At 68.5% G+C, this 16,056-nt stretch carries 14 protein-coding genes; 8 read left to right on the forward strand and 6 right to left on the reverse strand.

Annotation, left to right across the window (positions count from 1 at the left end; translation table 11 throughout):
* The first annotated feature begins 168 nt into the window (after window positions 1-168).
* Genes ABZ863_RS06660 through lipB form a run of 3 tightly spaced genes read left to right on the forward strand, consistent with a single transcriptional unit; the run spans window position 169 to window position 2,425 of the window.
* Entirely contained in the window at window positions 169-1,053 is an 885-nt protein-coding gene (locus ABZ863_RS06660) for a TIGR01777 family oxidoreductase (protein WP_358531811.1), read from the forward strand.
* Window positions 1,050-1,679 carry a phosphatase PAP2 family protein gene (locus ABZ863_RS06665; protein WP_358531813.1) on the forward strand — a complete coding sequence of 210 codons (630 nt, stop codon included), beginning with the start codon at window positions 1,050-1,052 and terminating at the stop codon, window positions 1,677-1,679. Before ABZ863_RS06660 ends, ABZ863_RS06665 begins: the two co-directional genes overlap by 4 nt.
* On the forward strand, window positions 1,676-2,425 hold the full coding sequence (gene lipB / locus ABZ863_RS06670; RefSeq protein ID WP_358531815.1) for a lipoyl(octanoyl) transferase LipB: 750 nt from the start codon (window positions 1,676-1,678) through the stop codon (window positions 2,423-2,425). The genes ABZ863_RS06665 and lipB overlap by 4 nt, the downstream gene beginning before the upstream one ends.
* A gap of 21 nt (window positions 2,426-2,446) precedes the next feature.
* Here lipB and ABZ863_RS06675 read toward each other — a convergent pair whose 3' ends face one another.
* Window positions 2,447-3,382, reverse strand: coding sequence for an LLM class F420-dependent oxidoreductase (locus ABZ863_RS06675; RefSeq protein WP_358531817.1), 936 nt, complete (start codon window positions 3,380-3,382; stop codon window positions 2,447-2,449).
* 10 nt (window positions 3,383-3,392) lie between these two features.
* Window positions 3,393-3,986, reverse strand: a complete 594-nt coding sequence (locus ABZ863_RS06680; RefSeq protein WP_358531819.1) for a TetR/AcrR family transcriptional regulator — start codon at window positions 3,984-3,986, stop codon at window positions 3,393-3,395.
* Between the two features lie 131 nt (window positions 3,987-4,117).
* On the opposite strand from ABZ863_RS06680, the gene ABZ863_RS06685 reads away from it, so the two are divergent.
* The 3 genes from ABZ863_RS06685 to ABZ863_RS06695 all read left to right on the forward strand — a co-directional run bounded on the left by ABZ863_RS06685 (window position 4,118) and on the right by ABZ863_RS06695 (window position 6,496).
* A complete protein-coding gene (locus ABZ863_RS06685) occupies window positions 4,118-4,657 on the forward strand; it encodes a hypothetical protein (protein ID WP_358531821.1) in 540 nt (179 codons plus the stop codon).
* A gap of 70 nt (window positions 4,658-4,727) precedes the next feature.
* Window positions 4,728-5,735 (forward strand): lipoyl synthase, encoded by a 1,008-nt coding sequence (gene lipA / locus ABZ863_RS06690; RefSeq protein ID WP_358531823.1) that lies wholly within the window; start codon window positions 4,728-4,730, stop codon window positions 5,733-5,735.
* 104 nt (window positions 5,736-5,839) lie between these two features.
* Entirely contained in the window at window positions 5,840-6,496 is a 657-nt protein-coding gene (locus ABZ863_RS06695; protein WP_358531825.1) for a DedA family protein, read from the forward strand.
* A 33-nt stretch (window positions 6,497-6,529) separates the two neighbouring features.
* On the opposite strand, the gene ABZ863_RS06700 is transcribed toward ABZ863_RS06695, so the two are convergent.
* Window positions 6,530-8,464 (reverse strand): acyl-CoA dehydrogenase family protein, encoded by a 1,935-nt coding sequence (locus ABZ863_RS06700; RefSeq protein ID WP_358531827.1) that lies wholly within the window; start codon window positions 8,462-8,464, stop codon window positions 6,530-6,532.
* Window positions 8,465-8,516: 52 nt separating this feature from the next.
* On the reverse strand, window positions 8,517-8,774 hold the full coding sequence (locus tag ABZ863_RS06705) for a hypothetical protein (RefSeq protein WP_358531829.1): 258 nt from the start codon (window positions 8,772-8,774) through the stop codon (window positions 8,517-8,519).
* 10 nt (window positions 8,775-8,784) lie between these two features.
* Here ABZ863_RS06705 and ABZ863_RS06710 point away from each other — a divergent pair, with 10 nt between their 5' ends.
* Window positions 8,785-9,789 carry an Ig-like domain-containing protein gene (locus ABZ863_RS06710; protein WP_358531831.1) on the forward strand — a complete coding sequence of 335 codons (1,005 nt, stop codon included), beginning with the start codon at window positions 8,785-8,787 and terminating at the stop codon, window positions 9,787-9,789.
* A 19-nt stretch (window positions 9,790-9,808) separates the two neighbouring features.
* Complete coding sequence (locus ABZ863_RS06715) at window positions 9,809-10,570, forward strand: Sir2 family NAD-dependent protein deacetylase (RefSeq protein ID WP_358531833.1); 762 nt, start codon at window positions 9,809-9,811, stop codon at window positions 10,568-10,570.
* Window positions 10,571-10,841: 271 nt separating this feature from the next.
* On the opposite strand, the gene ABZ863_RS06720 is transcribed toward ABZ863_RS06715, so the two are convergent.
* Window positions 10,842-12,323 (reverse strand): MFS transporter, encoded by a 1,482-nt coding sequence (locus ABZ863_RS06720; RefSeq protein ID WP_358531835.1) that lies wholly within the window; start codon window positions 12,321-12,323, stop codon window positions 10,842-10,844.
* 70 nt (window positions 12,324-12,393) lie between these two features.
* Window positions 12,394-15,972, reverse strand: coding sequence for a DNA polymerase III subunit alpha (gene dnaE / locus ABZ863_RS06725; RefSeq protein WP_358531836.1), 3,579 nt, complete (start codon window positions 15,970-15,972; stop codon window positions 12,394-12,396).
* Window positions 15,973-16,056: the final 84 nt, after the last annotated feature.

Raw genomic sequence — 16,056 nt, forward strand, 5'->3', positions numbered from 1 at the left:
GGAGCCATGACGGAGTCATGGTGACTGACGACAACGCGGCGAGGCGCCATCTGGGCACCGCGCAGCCGGTACGCGATGGTTCTCAGACGCGCTCTGAGAACCGTGACATGACGGGGCGTCCACCTGCGGGTGGGCGCCCCGTCCTTTTATGTCTTTAAGGTGGACCGTATGCGGGTTCTGGTCGCTGGTGCCAGCGGGTTCCTCGGTAGCGCGCTCGTGCCGCGGCTGCGCGAAGCAGGCCACGAGGTGCGGCGGCTGGTACGCCGCGACACGCGCGCTGCCGAAGAGTACAGCTGGGACCCGCCGGCGGGCCGGATCGACGAAGGTGCCTTCGACGGAGTCGGCGCCGTGGTCAACCTCTGCGGTGCGCCGCTGGCGCCGGGTCGCTGGAGCGCGGCCCGCAAGCAGCTGCTCATCGACAGCCGGATCGAACCCACCGAGGTGCTTGCCGAGGCCGTTGCCGAACATGGCGTGCCGGTGCTGGTCAACGCCTCGGGCATCAACTACTACGGCCCCATGGGCGATGCCGAGGTCGACGAGTCCGCCCCCGCCGGAGGCGGTTTCCTCGCCGAGCTGTGCACCGCGTGGGAGGCGGCGACAGCACCCGCCGCGCACGCCGGTGCCCGCGTGGTGCTGCTGCGGACCGCGCCCGTGTTGTCCGGCAAGGGTGGGCTGCTCGGACCGCTCAGGCCACTGTTCCGGCTCGGTCTCGGCGCCCGGTTCGGCGACGGCAGGCAGTACATGCCGTGGATCAGCCTGCCGGACCACCTGGAGGCGGCGCGGTTCGTGCTCGAACACGCCGAGATCTCCGGTGCGGTCAACCTCACCGCACCGCGACCGGTCACCAATGCCGAGTTCGTCCGCTCGCTCGGCCGCGCGATGCATCGGCCTGCGCCGTGGCGGGTACCGGGTATGGCACTGCGCATCGCGCTCGGTGAGGCCGCCGAGGAAATGATCCTCACCGGGCCCCGGGCCGTGCCACATCGGCTCCTCGACGCCGGCTTCGGCTTCCGCCACCCCGATCTCGACGGCGCACTCGCCGCGGTGCTGTGACCACGCGCCGCACCGTCACGCTGGGTGCGGTTCTGCTGGCCGCGTTCATTGCGCTCGGGTTGCTGGTCCGGAGCGGTCCGGACCAGCTGGACGCCTTCCTCGCCACTGCCATGCGCGACGAGGTGCACGAGCCGGCGGGTGTGGTCGCCGGCGTCGTGAGTGCCGTACTCGGCCCGATCCTGCCGATCGTGCTGGCCGTGGGGCTCGCGGTCGCGGCCGCCGTGACGTGGTGGCGCGGTGATCACGCGCGGACCGGCGTGCTGCTGCGGGTCCTGGCGCTGCTCGTGGTGTGCCGCGCGACGAGCTGGGCGACCAAGCCGCTCTTCGCGCGGGAGCGGCCACGCGTGTTCCCCGATTTCGCCTACCCCAGCGGGCATGTCGTCTCGGTGGCGAGCACCGGCTTCGCCATCGTGGTGCTGTGCGCGGTGCTGGCGCCGCATGCCGTCACGCTCGCGGCACGGATCGCGGTGGTGGCAACGCTGCTGTGCGCGGCGAGCCGGATCGTGCTGAACGTGCACTGGGTGACCGACACCGTCGGCGGCATACTCGCGGTGGGCGGCGCCGGGCTACTGGCCGCCGCCGCGCTACGACTCCCGCCTACGCGCGGCGTAGCCTCGTCTGCGTGACTGCCAGAGTGAGTGGGTCCTGCCGCGCCACCAGCGATGCCGTCGACGTCAGGGAGATCGGGACGATCGACTACGTCCAGGCCTGGGACCTGCAACGCGAGTACGTGGAAGCACGCGCCGACGAGCGTGGTCCGGACACGATGCTGCTGCTGGAGCACCCCTCGGTGTACACGGCGGGCAAGCGCACGCAGCCGGAGGACCGGCCAACCGACGGCACACCGGTGATCGACGTCGACCGGGGTGGCCGGATCACCTGGCACGGGCCGGGCCAGCTGGTGGGGTACCCGATCGTGAAGCTCACGGACCCGATCGATGTCGTGCATTACGTGCGGCGCATCGAGGAGGCGCTGATCCGGGTGTGTGAACAGCTGGGCGTGCACACCGGCCGGGTCGAGGGGCGCAGCGGTGTTTGGCTGCCGGCCGACGACCGCGGCCCCGAACGCAAGATCGCCGCGATCGGCATCCGCGTGCAGCGGGGCGTGACGATGCACGGCTTCGAGCTCAACTGCAACGCCGATCTCGGCGCGTTCGACAAGATCGTGCCGTGCGGCATCAGCGACGCCGGGGTGACCTCGCTGTCGGCCGAGCTGGATCGCGAGGTCACGGTCGCCGAGGCGCTGCCGCTGGCCCGCGACGCCGTGCTCGCGGCACTCGACGGGGAGCTCCCGGTGCGCGAGGACCGCTGGCTTCCCCGCCAGGAGGCGCCGAACGCCCCCGGCGTCACCTTCGCGCTGCAGAACCAGTGAGCGGTCCCTCCACAGTGTGGCTCAATCCAGCTGGGGAGCGATCTCCGCCGCGATCAGGTCAAGGTGGTCCAAATCGGACAGATCGAGCACCTGCAGGTACAACCGGGACACCCCGGTCTGCTCCCGCCAGCGGCCGATCTTGTCGATCACCTCGTTAGGCGAACCGGCGAGGCCGTTCTCCCGCAGCTCGGACGGGTGCCGCCCGATGGCCTCCGCCCGCCGCGTGAACTCCGCCTCGTCCCGGCCGACGGCAACGACCTGCGCCGTCGAGCGGACGATCTCCTTCGGGTCCCGGCCCGCTGCCGTCGCGGCCTCGTCCACCCGCGCGAACTGGGCGACCGCCGAGTCGGGGTCGGCGAAGGGGAGGTTGAACTCGTCGGCGAAGCGCGCCGCCAGTTCCGGTGTGCGCTTCTTGCCCATCCCGCCGAGGATCACCGGCGGCCGCGGTCGCTGTGCCGGCTTCGGCAACGCGGGCGAGTCGGTGAGCGTGTAGTGCGTGCCCGAGAAGGAGAACGTCTCGCCCTCCTGCGTCTCCCACAGCCCGGTGATGATCGCCAGCTGCTCGGCGTAGAGGTCGAAACGCTCCTTCAGCTCCGGCAGCGGGATGCCGTACGCGGTGTGCTCGTCGGCGTACCAGCCGGAGCCCAGTCCGAACTCGACACGGCCGCCGGACATCTGGTCCACCTGGGCCACCGAGATCGCCAGCACCGAGGGGTGCCGGAAGGTCGCGGCGGAGACCAGTGTGCCGAGCCGGATGCGCGACGTCTCCCTGGCCAGCCCGGCCAGCGTGATCCAGGCATCGGTCGGTCCGGGCAGCCCGGACGCCGACCCCATTTTCAGGAAGTGGTCGGACCGGAAGAAGGCGTCGAAACCGTTGTCCTCGGTCGCTTTGGCGACCCGCAGCAAATCGTCGTAGCTCGCGCCCTGCTGGGGCTCAGTGAAGATCCTCAGTTCCACGCACAGGAGCCTAGTTACCCGCACGCACCTGATGCAGCAGGCTAACGATGACCGCTTCGACCTGCGCGCCGACCTCCTGCGGATCGGGTGAGCCCGCGATCTCGGTGGCGGCGCTGGACAGGGCCCCGAACAGCAGCCGGGAGGTGACCTCGACCGGTACCGGCACGATCTCGCCGGCATCGATCAGGTCCTGCAAAGCGGAGCGGATCAGGCCGAAGCTGTAGCGGTCCTCGGCCTCCCGCCACCGCTGCCAGCCCATCACCACCGGCGCCTCGTGGATCGCGATGCGCTGGTACGCCGGATCGAGGCAGCTGGAGATGAACGCACGCAAGCCGTTCAGTGCTCGGTCCCACGGTTTCTCCGGACCGCTGAGTATCTTCTCCAGGCGCCCCTTGACCTCGGTTTCCACCGCATCGAAAGCCGCCTCGAACACCGCCTGCTTGCCAGCGAAGTGGTGGTACAGCGCGCCTTTCGTCACCCTGGCTCGCCGGGCGATCTCCTCGAGTGAGGTTCCTGCGTAACCGCGTTCGGTGAACAGCAGGACCGCGCTGTCGACGAGGGCCGCCCTGGTGGACTCCGAATAGTCTTCTCGCCTGGACCTCACTGTCGCCACCCTCACAACTCTACGCGGGCAACACCTCCACATACCGGTGGTATGTTGTTGGCGTCAGATCCGTACCCGCGGTATGCCGCAAACCTGCGGTATGCACCGTGACACGGCAAGGGGATCAGGCCATGAGCTGGAACGACTTCTACCGCAGGCGCGACATCATCGAGGACGTGCTGCGGCGGGCACGGCAGGAACCGGACACGCCACTGCCATTCGCCGACGTCGACGGAGCCGCGGAGACCTTCGGCAGCGAGGAGCACCTGCTGCTCGCACTGCAGTACAAGTGGACACAGGTGCTCAGCGGCCGGCTGCGCGCCGAGGTCGCGGGTCCGGAGGACGCCGATGGCGTGCCCGGTCGGGGTGAACGCGACCATGTCGACGCGGTGTCGCGTGCCTGGCGAACCGCGGCCTACGACAATGCGACCCTGCGCTCTGTGCTCGACGCCAACATCGAGCGGTGCCCGGCCCTGCGCGAGGCATACGAGGCCGAGCTGCGGATGCTGGCGGTCACCGCGGCACTGGCCGAGCCGCACGAGCCGCGCGAGGACGTCACCCGGATCGGCAGCGCATTCGTCTCGCTGCTGCGTGCCCGCACCGCGCGGCCCTCCGCCCGCAAGGCCAACCCCGTCGGCCGGCTGCTGCACAGGCTCGCACCCACCGCATGAGCTGGTTACCGAGGTCACGCCCGATCCTTCGTGACCTCGTCGCCGTATCGGCAGGGCGTACGCTGGGGCCGTGACTGTCGTGCCGGAGGGTCGGAAGCTGCTGCGCCTGGAGGTTCGCAACAGCCAGACCCCGATCGAGAAGAAGCCGTCGTGGATCAAGACCCGTGCCCGTATGGGTCCCGAGTTCACGGAACTGAAGGGCCTGGTGCGCCGCGAAGGCCTGCACACCGTCTGCGAGGAAGCCGGCTGCCCCAACATCTACGAATGCTGGGAAGACCGTGAGGCCACCTTCCTGATCGGCGGTGACCAGTGCACCCGGCGTTGCGACTTCTGCCAGATCGACACCGGTAAGCCCGCCGCGCTCGACCGTGACGAGCCGCGTCGCGTCGCCGAGAGCGTGCAGGCCATGGGCCTGCGCTACTCGACCGTGACCGGCGTCGCCCGCGACGACCTGCCCGACGGTGGCGCCTGGCTCTACGCCGAGACCGTCCGCCAGATCCACGCTCTCAACCCGGGTACCGGCGTGGAGCTGCTCATCCCCGACTTCAACGCCGACCCGGACCAGCTAGCCGAGGTGTTCAGCTCCCGGCCGGAGGTGCTGGCGCACAACGTCGAGACCGTGCCGCGCATCTTCAAGAGCATCCGGCCCGGGTTCCGCTACGCCCGCTCGCTGGAGGTCATCACCCGCGCCCGCGAAGCCGGGCTGGTCACCAAGTCGAACCTGATCCTGGGCATGGGCGAGACGCCGGAGGAGGTCGAGCCCGCCATGCGCGACCTGGTGGACGCCGGGTGCGAGATCCTCACGATCACCCAGTACCTGCGGCCCTCCGTCCGGCACCACCCGGTGGACCGCTGGGTGCGGCCCGAGGAGTTCGTCGAGCACACGAAAGTGGCCGAGGCGCTCGGCTTCGCCGGTGTCATGGCCGGTCCGCTGGTCCGCTCGTCCTACCGCGCGGGCAAGCTTTATGCGCAGACGAAGGCGCACCGTGGCGAGCCGCTGCCGGACAACCTCAGCCACCTCGCGGCGGCCTCGCCCGCGGCACAGGAGGCCAGCAGCGTGCTGGCGAGGCAGTCCTAGAAGTCAGGGAGGATATAGGGGGGAACCCCGAGCACGGCCGGGTACGGGACCGCTATGGTCGACCGCAATACACGCCGTAGGGGAAGACAGGCAAGGGGAGACGCGTGGTCACTGACGTGCTGAACTGGCTGCAAAGCCTGCCGCAACCGGCACTGGTCGGTGCGACAGGCCTGCTGGTCCTGCTCGAATGCACGATCGGGCTCGGCTTCATCGCACCCGGCGAGTCCGGGCTGCTGATCGCCGCGACCACGGCCACCACGTTCCCGCGCTTCATCACCCTCTGGATCGTCGTCACCGTCTGCGCGGCCGTCGGTGACTCGATCGGGTACGCCATCGGCAAGCGCTTCGGTCCTCGACTGCGCGACACCAAGCTCATCCAGCGCTACGGCACCGAGGCATGGGACAAGGCGACCGGGATCCTTCAGCGGCGCGGTGCCTGGGCCGTGTTCTTCGCTCGCTTCCTGCCGGTGGTGCGCACGCTGACCCCCGCGGCGGCAGGCACCTCCGGCCTGCCGTACCGCAAGTTCCTGCCCGCGGTGGTCGCCGGTGCGGCGAGCTGGTCACTGCTGCACATCAGCCTCGGGGCCGCACTCGGCGAGGCCGCCAAGCGCGCCGAGGACGTGCTGAGCACCGGGGGCATGATCGTGCTCGCCGTGCTGGCGGTGGTCGGCCTGTTCTTCTTCATCCGGTACAAGCGCCGCAAGGCACTCGCGCCCGCGCAGCCCGCCGCCGAGGACGAGTCCACCACCTCCCAGGGCTGACGTTCCCAAGGCTCCCGCTTTATCGGCGCCCTCCTAGCGGGTCGATGGGAGGTAGCGGCGCGCGACGTTCTCGGCGGTCGAGGCGCCGTTGTGCCAGTCGCCGATCCACGGTCCGGTGCCCTCGCTCGGATCGAGCACACCGTCCTCGAGCCAGCTGACACGGCCGCCCAGCACCGCCTTCGCGAGCTGGGTGTCGACGGCGTCGGTGTTGCTCCACAACGCGTCGAACAGCCGCTCGACCCGCAACCGCGCCTGCCGGCAGAACACGTCGGCGAGCGCGTAGGCCGCCGCGCCCTGGCCGGCGTCCTCAGTGCGCTGCATCTCGGCGCGAACGCAGGCGGCTGCCATGGCGAACAGCTCGGCCCCGATGTCGACGATCCGGCCGAGGAAGCCCTGCCGCCGCTCCAGCCCCGCCTGCCAGCGCGCCATGCCGTAGAACGTGGAGCGCGCCAGCCTGCGTGCCGCCCGCTCGACGAACCGCAGGTGCGTGGCCAGCCTGCCGAACTCCCGGTACGACGTCGGCACCTGTCCCCTTCCGGTGACGAGCTGGGGCAGCCACTTCGCGTAGAAGCCGCTGGCCTTCGCCGCAGCACCCGCCTTGCGCCGCAGATCGGCCTCGGCGTTGGCGAGGTCGCCCGCGGCCGCCAGGTGCGCGTCGACCGCCTCCCGCGCGATGAGCAACCGCATGATCTCCGAGGAGCCCTCGAAGATGCGGTTGATGCGCAGATCACGCAGCAGTTGCTCGGCGGGAACGGCGCGCTCTCCCCTGGCCGCCAGCGACTCGGCCGTCTCGTAGCCACGGCCGCCGCGGATCTGCACCAGCTCGTCGGCCACCACGCAGGACATCTCGCTGGCCCACAGCTTCGCCAGCGCCGCCTCGATGCGGATGTCGTTGCGCCCCTCGTCGGCCATGTGCGCGGACAGCTCCACCACGGCGTCGAGAGCGTAGGTCGTCGCCGCGATGAACGCGATCTTGCTGGCGACCGCCTCGTGCCTGCCGATCGGCTTGCCCCACTGCACCCGCTCGGCGGACCATTCCCGCGCGATCTTCAGCGACCATTTCGCCGCACCGGTGCAGCCCGCAGGCACCGACAGCCGTCCGGTGTTGAGCGTGGCCAGTGCAATGCGGAGCCCCTGACCCTCACCGCCGATCATGTTCTCCATCGGCACCCGGACCCGGTGGAAGCGGGTGACGCCGTTCTCGATGCCGCGCAGGCCCATGAACTCGTTGCGACGCTCCACGGTGACGCCCGGTGAGTCGGCCTCGATGACGAAGGCCGTGACACCGCCTCGGTGTCCGTCGCTCTTCGGCACCCGCGCCATGACGACCAGCAGTTCGGCGACGACCCCGTTGGTGGTCCACAGCTTCACGCCGTCCAGCTCGTAGGCCGCGCCGTCCTCGACGGGCACCGCCGCGGTGGCGAGCCGTGCGGGGTCGGAGCCGACGTCGGGCTCGGTGAGCAGGAACGCCGACACGGCGCCCTTGGCACACCGGGGCAGGAACCGCGCCTTCTGCTCCGGGGTCCCAGCGAGCTTGAGCGGTTCGGGAACGCCGATCGACTGGTGCGCCGACAGCAGCACGCCCAGCGTGGAGTGCACGGAGCCGACCAGCATGAGCGCCTGGTTGTAGGCGACCTGTGTGAGTCCGAGGCCGCCGTAGGACTCGGGAATCTTGATACCGAAACACCCGAGCTCGGCCAGGCCCTTGACGTACTCGTCCGGAATGCGGGCCTCCCGCTCGATCACGGCGGGGTCGAGGGTTTCGCAGTACTCCCGCAGCTTCGCGAGGAACCGCTCCGCCCTGGCCGCGTCCTGCGGGTCCGCCTTCGGATGGGGATGCACCAGATCCAGCCGGAATCGGCCGAGATAGAGCTCCTTGGCAAACGAGGGCTTACGCCAGCCGCTCTCCCTGGCCTCCTCCGCGACAGCCCTGGCTTCCTTCTCCGTCACGTGCGGTTGCGCCACCATTGGCCCCTCCTCGCACTCGTCGGCACGGCATGTCCATCACATCCAGTGTTACTCATCGGTAGCCGATGCGAAAGCCGCAAGACGGCAGGAGCACCCGAACCCATTCCGTACACTTTCGCCAGAATGAAGCTGGACAAATACCAAACAGGGACAAAATGATTCCCAAGAAGTCATTACTTTTCGCCGGAATAATCACGCTGGCGCTCGCTTCCTGCACGACGGCAAGCTGCGCAGCGGCCCCGGCATCCGGTTCACAACCGGTGACGGTCAGCATCAGCGAGGCCGGAGAGACGAACACCAGCCCGATCACGCCCGTCACCGTGCGTGCTGCCGGTGGCGCACTCACCGATGTCTCGATGGTCAACGCCGCGACCTCGGCCACGGTGACGGGTGCGTTCGATGCGGGCAAGGCCGCCTGGACGACCAACGAACCGCTCGGCTACGGCAGCACCTACCGGGTCACCGCAACAGCAGTGAGCAGTGACGGCAGGAAAGTGCGGCAGGAGAGCACCATCGGCACTCTGGAGCCGCAAAAGCGGGCGGAGCCCAACCTCATCCCTGCCCCCGACGCGGTGGCGGGTACCGGCATCGGTGTCGGCCAGCCGATCGTCTTCCAGTTCACCGCGCCCGTGCAGGACAAGGCAGCTGTCGAACGACAACTCTCCGTAGTCTCCCAGCCCGCACAGGAGGGCAGCTGGTACTGGATCGACGACCAGCACGCGCACTACCGGCCCCAGCAGTACTGGCAGCCGGGAACCACACTGACAGTGAGCGCGAAAGTGTACGGAGTCAATTTCGGCAATGGGGTCTACGGCGCGGAAGATCGCACGGAGACCTACCACGTGCACGATTCCTGGATCGCGAAAGCCGATGGCAACGCCGTGCAGATGACCATTTACCACAATGGCAGCCCGGTGAAGACCATGCCGATCTCGATGGGCAAGGACTCGACACCGACACATCTGGGCCCGCACGTGATCTCGGAGAAGCACGCCGTCTTCACCATGGACTCCTGCACCTACGGCGTCTGCCCCGGCAACCCGGAGTACTACCGCTCCGATGAGCGGTGGTCCCTGCGGATCTCCAACGACGGCGAGTTCGTGCACGAGAACCCGGCCAGCGTGAGCGCACAGGGCAATACGAACGTCTCACACGGCTGCATCAACCTCAACGCCGACAACGCGAAGTGGTTCTTCGACCACTTCGGCCTCGGCGACGTCGTCGAGGTGACGAACTCGGGCGGGCCCCAGCTACCGGTGTGGGACCTCTACGGCGACTGGGCACTGTCCTGGCAGGACTGGCAGGCGGGCTCGGCGCTGAGGTGACCGCCTCGGGGGAGGCATCATGGACCGCATGGACACCGCCGAGGACCTGGGCCGGGCACGCGATCTGGTGGCCTCCGCCGGCCGCATCGTCGCGCTGACGGGCGCCGGCGTGTCCACCGACTCGGGCATCCCCGACTTCCGCGGACCCAACGGGTTGTGGACGAGGAACCCCGCTGCCGAACGCCTATCCAACCTGCAGGCCTACATCTCCAGCAAGGAGGTCAGGGAAGAGAGCTGGCGAGCCCGCACCGGGCATCCCGGCTGGCTGGCCGAACCGAATGCCGCGCACCGCGCGCTCGTCGACCTGGAACGCGGCGGCCGCCTGCACGCGATCATCACGCAGAACATCGACCGGCTGCACCAGAAGGCAGGCTCCGACCCGGACCGCGTGATCGAGCTGCACGGCACGATGTTCGACACCGTGTGCCTCGGCTGCGGCGATCGCCGCGACATGCAGGAGGCGTTGCAACGGGTACGTGCGGGCGAGAGCGACCCGCCATGCCGCGCGTGCGGCGGCATCCTGAAATCGGCGACGATCTCGTTCGGCCAGGCGCTGGACGCCGAGGTGCTGGACCGCGCCCGCACGGGAGCCCTGTGGTGCGACCTGATGCTCGTCGCCGGCAGCTCCCTCACCGTGCAGCCCGCGGCAGGCCTGGTCGGCATCGCAGCGGGCGCCGGCGCCACGGTGATCGTGTGCAACGCCTCGGAAACGCCCTACGACAGCTGCGCTTCCGCCGTGCTGCGCGGCCCGCTGAGCGACGTGCTCCCCGCCCTCGTGTGACCGTGAACGGGCCACCCAGGGCGGGCCCCGTCCCCTACCTTGCTGGGGCCCACCCGGGTGGTTGCCTTCGCGTTACCGCGCGGTCCCCCGCGGCCGTCGACAACGCCGTTTATGAGAGGTCACTCTGTGTATTCAGCGCGCAAACTCGGTATTCGGTCCCATCCCCGGATCTCCCACCGAACTGCCACGCTAGGTAGCTGAAACTCTCACAGAAGGCACTTGTAACGTCTACCTGGTTGCTCTGCGTAACACCAGCCAGCACCGCTAAACGTCACTCCAATGGACCAGTGCCCCTCACGCTGCGTGCTTTCCCGGATAGTCGTCGGTGAGGATGCCGGTGGGCGTCGATGATCGCGAGCACCAAGGCGAGCAGGATGAACCCGAGCGCGCACAGCAGCGCGGCCGACAGCCCGGCCTGGTAATGCACGCCTGGCGAGTGGACAACGGCCTCGTACACCGATGCCAGTACGGCGACCCCGAGCGCCGTGCCGAGCCGCTGGCCGGTCTGCAGCGCACCACCGGCCACGCCGGCCATCCGGGTCGGTACGCGGTCGAGGGTCAGCGTGGTGTTCGGCGCGATGACCATGCCGCCACCGATCCCGGCGAGGAGCAACGGGCCCGCGACCGCGTACCCGATGGCGGAGCTCGGTACGAGCGGCACCAGCAGCGCCACCAGAGCCAGTCCCACCGCGACCAGGACCAGCCCGGTGACCGTGAGCCGCCGTCCCCAGTGCGCCACGAGCCTGCCCCCGACCGCCGCCGAGACCGCGGAGCCGAGCGCGAACGGCGTCACCAGGAGCCCCGACGCCAGCGGCGAGTACCCGAGTCCCTGCTGGAAGAACAGCGCGAACACCAGCCACATCCCGGCGAACCCGCAGAAGTAGACGGAACCGATCGTGGCACCGGCGGGATAGCCGGGCGTCGCGGTGAACAGCCGGAGGTCGACCAGCGGCGCACCGCCCCTGTCGACCATGCGCCTTTCCCACCAGACGAAGGCGGCACCGCACGCGACCGCGATGGGGAAGAGCCACCACAGCCGCGCCAGCCCGCCCTGCTCGGCCTGTACCAGCGGCAGCATGATGCCGAAGACGGTGAGGCCGAGCAACACGATGCCGGGAAAGTCCAGCTGGGAGCGCAGCGACTGACGGCGCCGCGGGGCCTGCGGCAGCAGCCGCGCGGCCAGCACGAGCGCGACGATGCCGATGGGCACGTTGACGTAGAAGACCCAGCGCCAGCCGGTCTCGGCGCCGAAGGCCGCGATGATCAGCCCACCCAGCACCGGCCCGACCGCGGTGGAGATCCCGACCGTGGCGCCGAACATGCCGAATGCCCTGCCGCGCTCGGCACCCCGGAACAGGTCCTGGATGAGGCCCGTGTTCTGCGGCGTGAGCATCCCGGCGGCGATGCCCTGCAGCAGGCGGGCCCCGACGAGCATCGTCTCGTTGACGGAGGCTCCGGCAATCGCGCTCGTCGCGATGAACGCCGTCAGCGCGATGAGGAACATGCGCCGTCTACCCAGCGAGTCCCCCAGCCGGCCACCCGCGACGAGGACGAGCCCGAAGGCGAGGGCGTAACCGGATACCACCCACTGCGCTACGGCGACGGACGCACCGAGGCCATGCTGGATCGACGGCAGCGCGACGTTGACGATGCTCACGTCGAGCAGCGTCATGAATCCTGCGGTGAGGGTGACGGCCAGCGCGCGCCACCGGCGGGGGTCGGGCTGGTAGGTGTCCGTGTCCGCAGAGGTCACCCATCCACCGTAAGAGCGCGCCCCGGCCCGCTCGCGACCGCGCGAACGGACCGGCGACGCGAAGGCAGGCTCAGGTGCTTGCCGTGATGCCGGGAATGCCCTTGAGCTCACCGATCAGCATCGAGCTGACCTTGACCGGGTAGTCGTAGAGCTCGAACACGGTCGCGCGCTGCTTGCCCACCAGCTTCAACCGCACCGGGGTGTCGCCGCGGTGCGCCTGCAACGTCTGCTTGAGCTCGGTCACGACACCGTGGTCCAGCTTCTCCGCGGCGGCGAGGAGCATGAGGGGCGGTTCTTCTTCTCCCAGCGCGACGTCGGAAAGGTCGAGGGGCACCAGACCGCCGCCGAAGACCGACATCTTGTCCTCGCGCCAGTTCACCCGGCCCTTGACCACCACCGCGTTGTCCTCCACCAGATCAGCGGAGAACAACGCATACGACTTGGGGAAGAACAGCACCTCCAGCGCGGCGTCCATGTCCTCCACGGTGCAGATCGCCCAGGGCTCACCCTTCTTGTTGACGCGCCGCTCCAGCGACGTGATCAACCCCGCGATCTCGATCTCACCCTCCCGCGGCGGATCCGCCAGCACCGCCGCGATCGGCCGTTTCGCGTGCTTGCGCAACACCCGCTCCGCCCCATCCAGCGGATGGGCCGACACGTACAACCCCAGCATCTCCCGCTCATAAGCCAGCAGCTGCTTGCGCGGGTACTCCTCCGTCCCGAACTTCAGGTGCGCCAACGGCGAGGACGAGGCCGCCGGCTCGGTGTCCTCACCCCCACCGAACAGGTCGAACTGCCCCATCGCCTCCTGCCGCTTGAGCGGCACCACGGCCTCGACGGCGTCCTCGTGCTGCTGCACCATCGACAACCGGGTGTTGCCCAGCGAGTCGAACGCCCCCGCCTTGATCAGCGACTCCAGCACCCGCTTGTTACACACCACCAGCTCGGACTTGTCCAGGAACTCCGTGAACGAGCAGTACTTCCCCTTGCCCTCCCGGGAAGCGATGATCGACTCCACCACGTTCGCGCCGACGTTACGCACCGCACCCAGCCCGAAGCGGATGTCGTCCCCCACGGCGGCGAACCGCTGCCCCGACTCGTTCACATCCGGCGGCAGCACCTTGATGCCCAGCCGGCGACACTCCGACAGGTACACCGCCGACTTGTCCTTGTTGTCCCCCACCGACGTCAGCAACGCCGCCATGTACTCCGCCGTGTAGTTCGCCTTCAGGTACGCGGTCCAGTACGAGATCAACCCGTAGGCAGCGGCGTGACTCTTGTTGAATGCGTACCCGGCGAACGGCAGAATCGTGTCCCACAGCGCCTTGATCGCCTCGGGCGAAAAGCCGCCCGGAACGAGATCGCTGGCCCGCATGCCTGCCTCGAAGCCCTCGAACTCCTTCTCCAGGACTTCCTGCTTCTTCTTGCCCATCGCGCGGCGGAGCACATCCGCGCGGCCCATCGAGTACCCGGCCACCTTCTGGCCGATGTGCATGATCTGCTCCTGATAGACGATCAGGCCGTAGGTGTCGGCCAGGATCTCCTTCAGGGGTTCTTCCAGCTGGGGGTGAATCGGCTTGACCTGCTGCCGGTTGTTCTTCCGGTCGGCGTAGTCGTTGTGGGCGTTCATGCCCATCGGGCCAGGTCGGTACAGCGCACCGACTGCCACGATGTCGTCGAACACCGTCGGCTGCATCCGGCGGAGGAGATCCCGCATCGGGCCGCCGTCCAGCTGGAACACACCCAGCGTGTCACCGCGGGAAAGCAGCTTGTAGGTCTCCGGATCGTCGGTGCCGAGGGTGTCGAGGTCGATGTCGATGCCGCGGTTGGCCTTGATGTTGTCGATCGCGTCACCGATGACGGTCAGGTTGCGCAGACCGAGGAAGTCCATCTTCAACAGCCCGATCGCTTCACACGACGGGTAGTCCCACCCGGTGATGATCGAACCGTCGTCGCGCTGCCACAGCGGGATCGCGTCCACCAACGGCTCACTGGACATGATCACCGCGCAGGCATGCACACCCGCGTTCCGGATCAGCCCCTCAATGCCGCGGGCCGTGTCGAAGATCGTCTTGACCTCGGCATCGGTCTCGACCAGCGACCGCACCTCGGCCGCCTCCCCGTAACGCTCGTGCTGGGGATCGACGATGCCGGACAACGGGATGTCCTTGGCCATGATCGGCGGCGGCAGCGCCTTGGAGATCTTGTCGGCGATCGAGTAGCCCGGCTGGCCGAAATGCACGCGCGCCGAGTCCTTGATCGCGGCCTTCGTCTTGATGGTGCCGAAGGTGATGACCTGGGCGACCTTCTCGGCGCCGTACTTCTCCGTCGCGTAGCGGATCATCTCGCCGCGACGGCGGTCGTCGAAGTCGATGTCGATATCGGGCATCGACATACGCTCAGGGTTGAGGAACCGCTCGAACAGCAGCTTCTGCGGGATCGGGTCCAGGTTCGTGATGCCGAGGACGTAGGCGACCAGCGAGCCGGCGGCGGAACCACGGCCGGGGCCGACGCGGATGCCGACCTGCCGTGCGTAGTTGATGAGGTCGGCGACGACGAGGAAGTAGGCGGGGAAGCCCTTGCCGATGACGACCTCGAGCTCCATGTCGAGCCGCTCGCGATACCCCTCGGGCGCCCCCTCCGGGAACCGCCACGTCAGGCCGCGGTCCACCTCGGCACGCAGCCAGGACGCCTCGTCGTGCCCGTCCGGCACCGTGAAGACCGGCATCCGGTCCTTGTGGGTGTAGACGTCCTCGTAGGACTCCACGCGCTCAGCGATCAGCAGGGTCGAGTCGGCGGCACCGGGCACCTCGACATCCCAGTACTCCCGCATGTCCGCCGCTGACTTCAGGTAGTAACCATCCCCGTCGAACTTGAACCGGTTCGGGTCCGACAACGTCTTACCCGACTGCACACACAGCAACGCCGAATGCGAATCGGCCTGATCCTTCGTCACATAGTGCGAGTCGTTGGTCGCCAACGGCTTCAGGTCGAGCAGCTTGCCGATCTCCAGCAGCCCCTCACGCACCGACCGCTCGATCGGCAGGCCGTGATCCATCAGCTCCAGGAAGAAGTTGCCCTCCCCGAAGATGTCCTTGTAGTCCGAGGCCGCCTGGATCGCCTCGGCCTTCTGCCCCAACCGCAACCGGGTCTGCACCTCACCCGATGGACAACCCGTGGTGGCGATGATGCCCTCGGCGTTCTCGGCGATCAGCTCCCGGTCCATTCGCGGCTTGCGGTAGTACCCCTGAATGCTCGCCAGCGACGACAGCTTGAACAGGTTCCGCAGCCCCGTCGTGTTGGCCGCCAGCATCGTCATGTGGGTGTAGGCGCCACCACCGGAGACGTCACCGCCCTCACCGAACTCATCGGCGCCCCGCTGGTTGGCCTGCCCCCAGAACACCGGCTTCTTGTGGAATCGGCTCTCCGGCGCGATGTAGGCCTCGATGCCGATGATCGGCTTGATCCCCGCCTTGCGCGCCTGCTGGTAGAACTCATCCGCCCCGTACATGTTCCCGTGGTCGGTCATCCCCACGGCGGGCATCCCCAACCGGGCCGCCTCGGCGAACAACGGAGCGATCTTCGCCGCACCATCCAGCATCGAGTACTCGGTGTGCACATGCAGGTGGACGAAGGAATCGTTCGACACCAGCGAAAACCTCCCGTGATGGCGGTGATCCTGCGCGGCCGGCTCCGCGCGAACTCGAGGACATCACACTAGTCCGCGCCTCCG

It is taken from the genome of Saccharomonospora sp. NPDC046836, assembly GCF_040645195.1.
Lineage (GTDB): Bacteria > Actinomycetota > Actinomycetes > Mycobacteriales > Pseudonocardiaceae > Prauserella_A.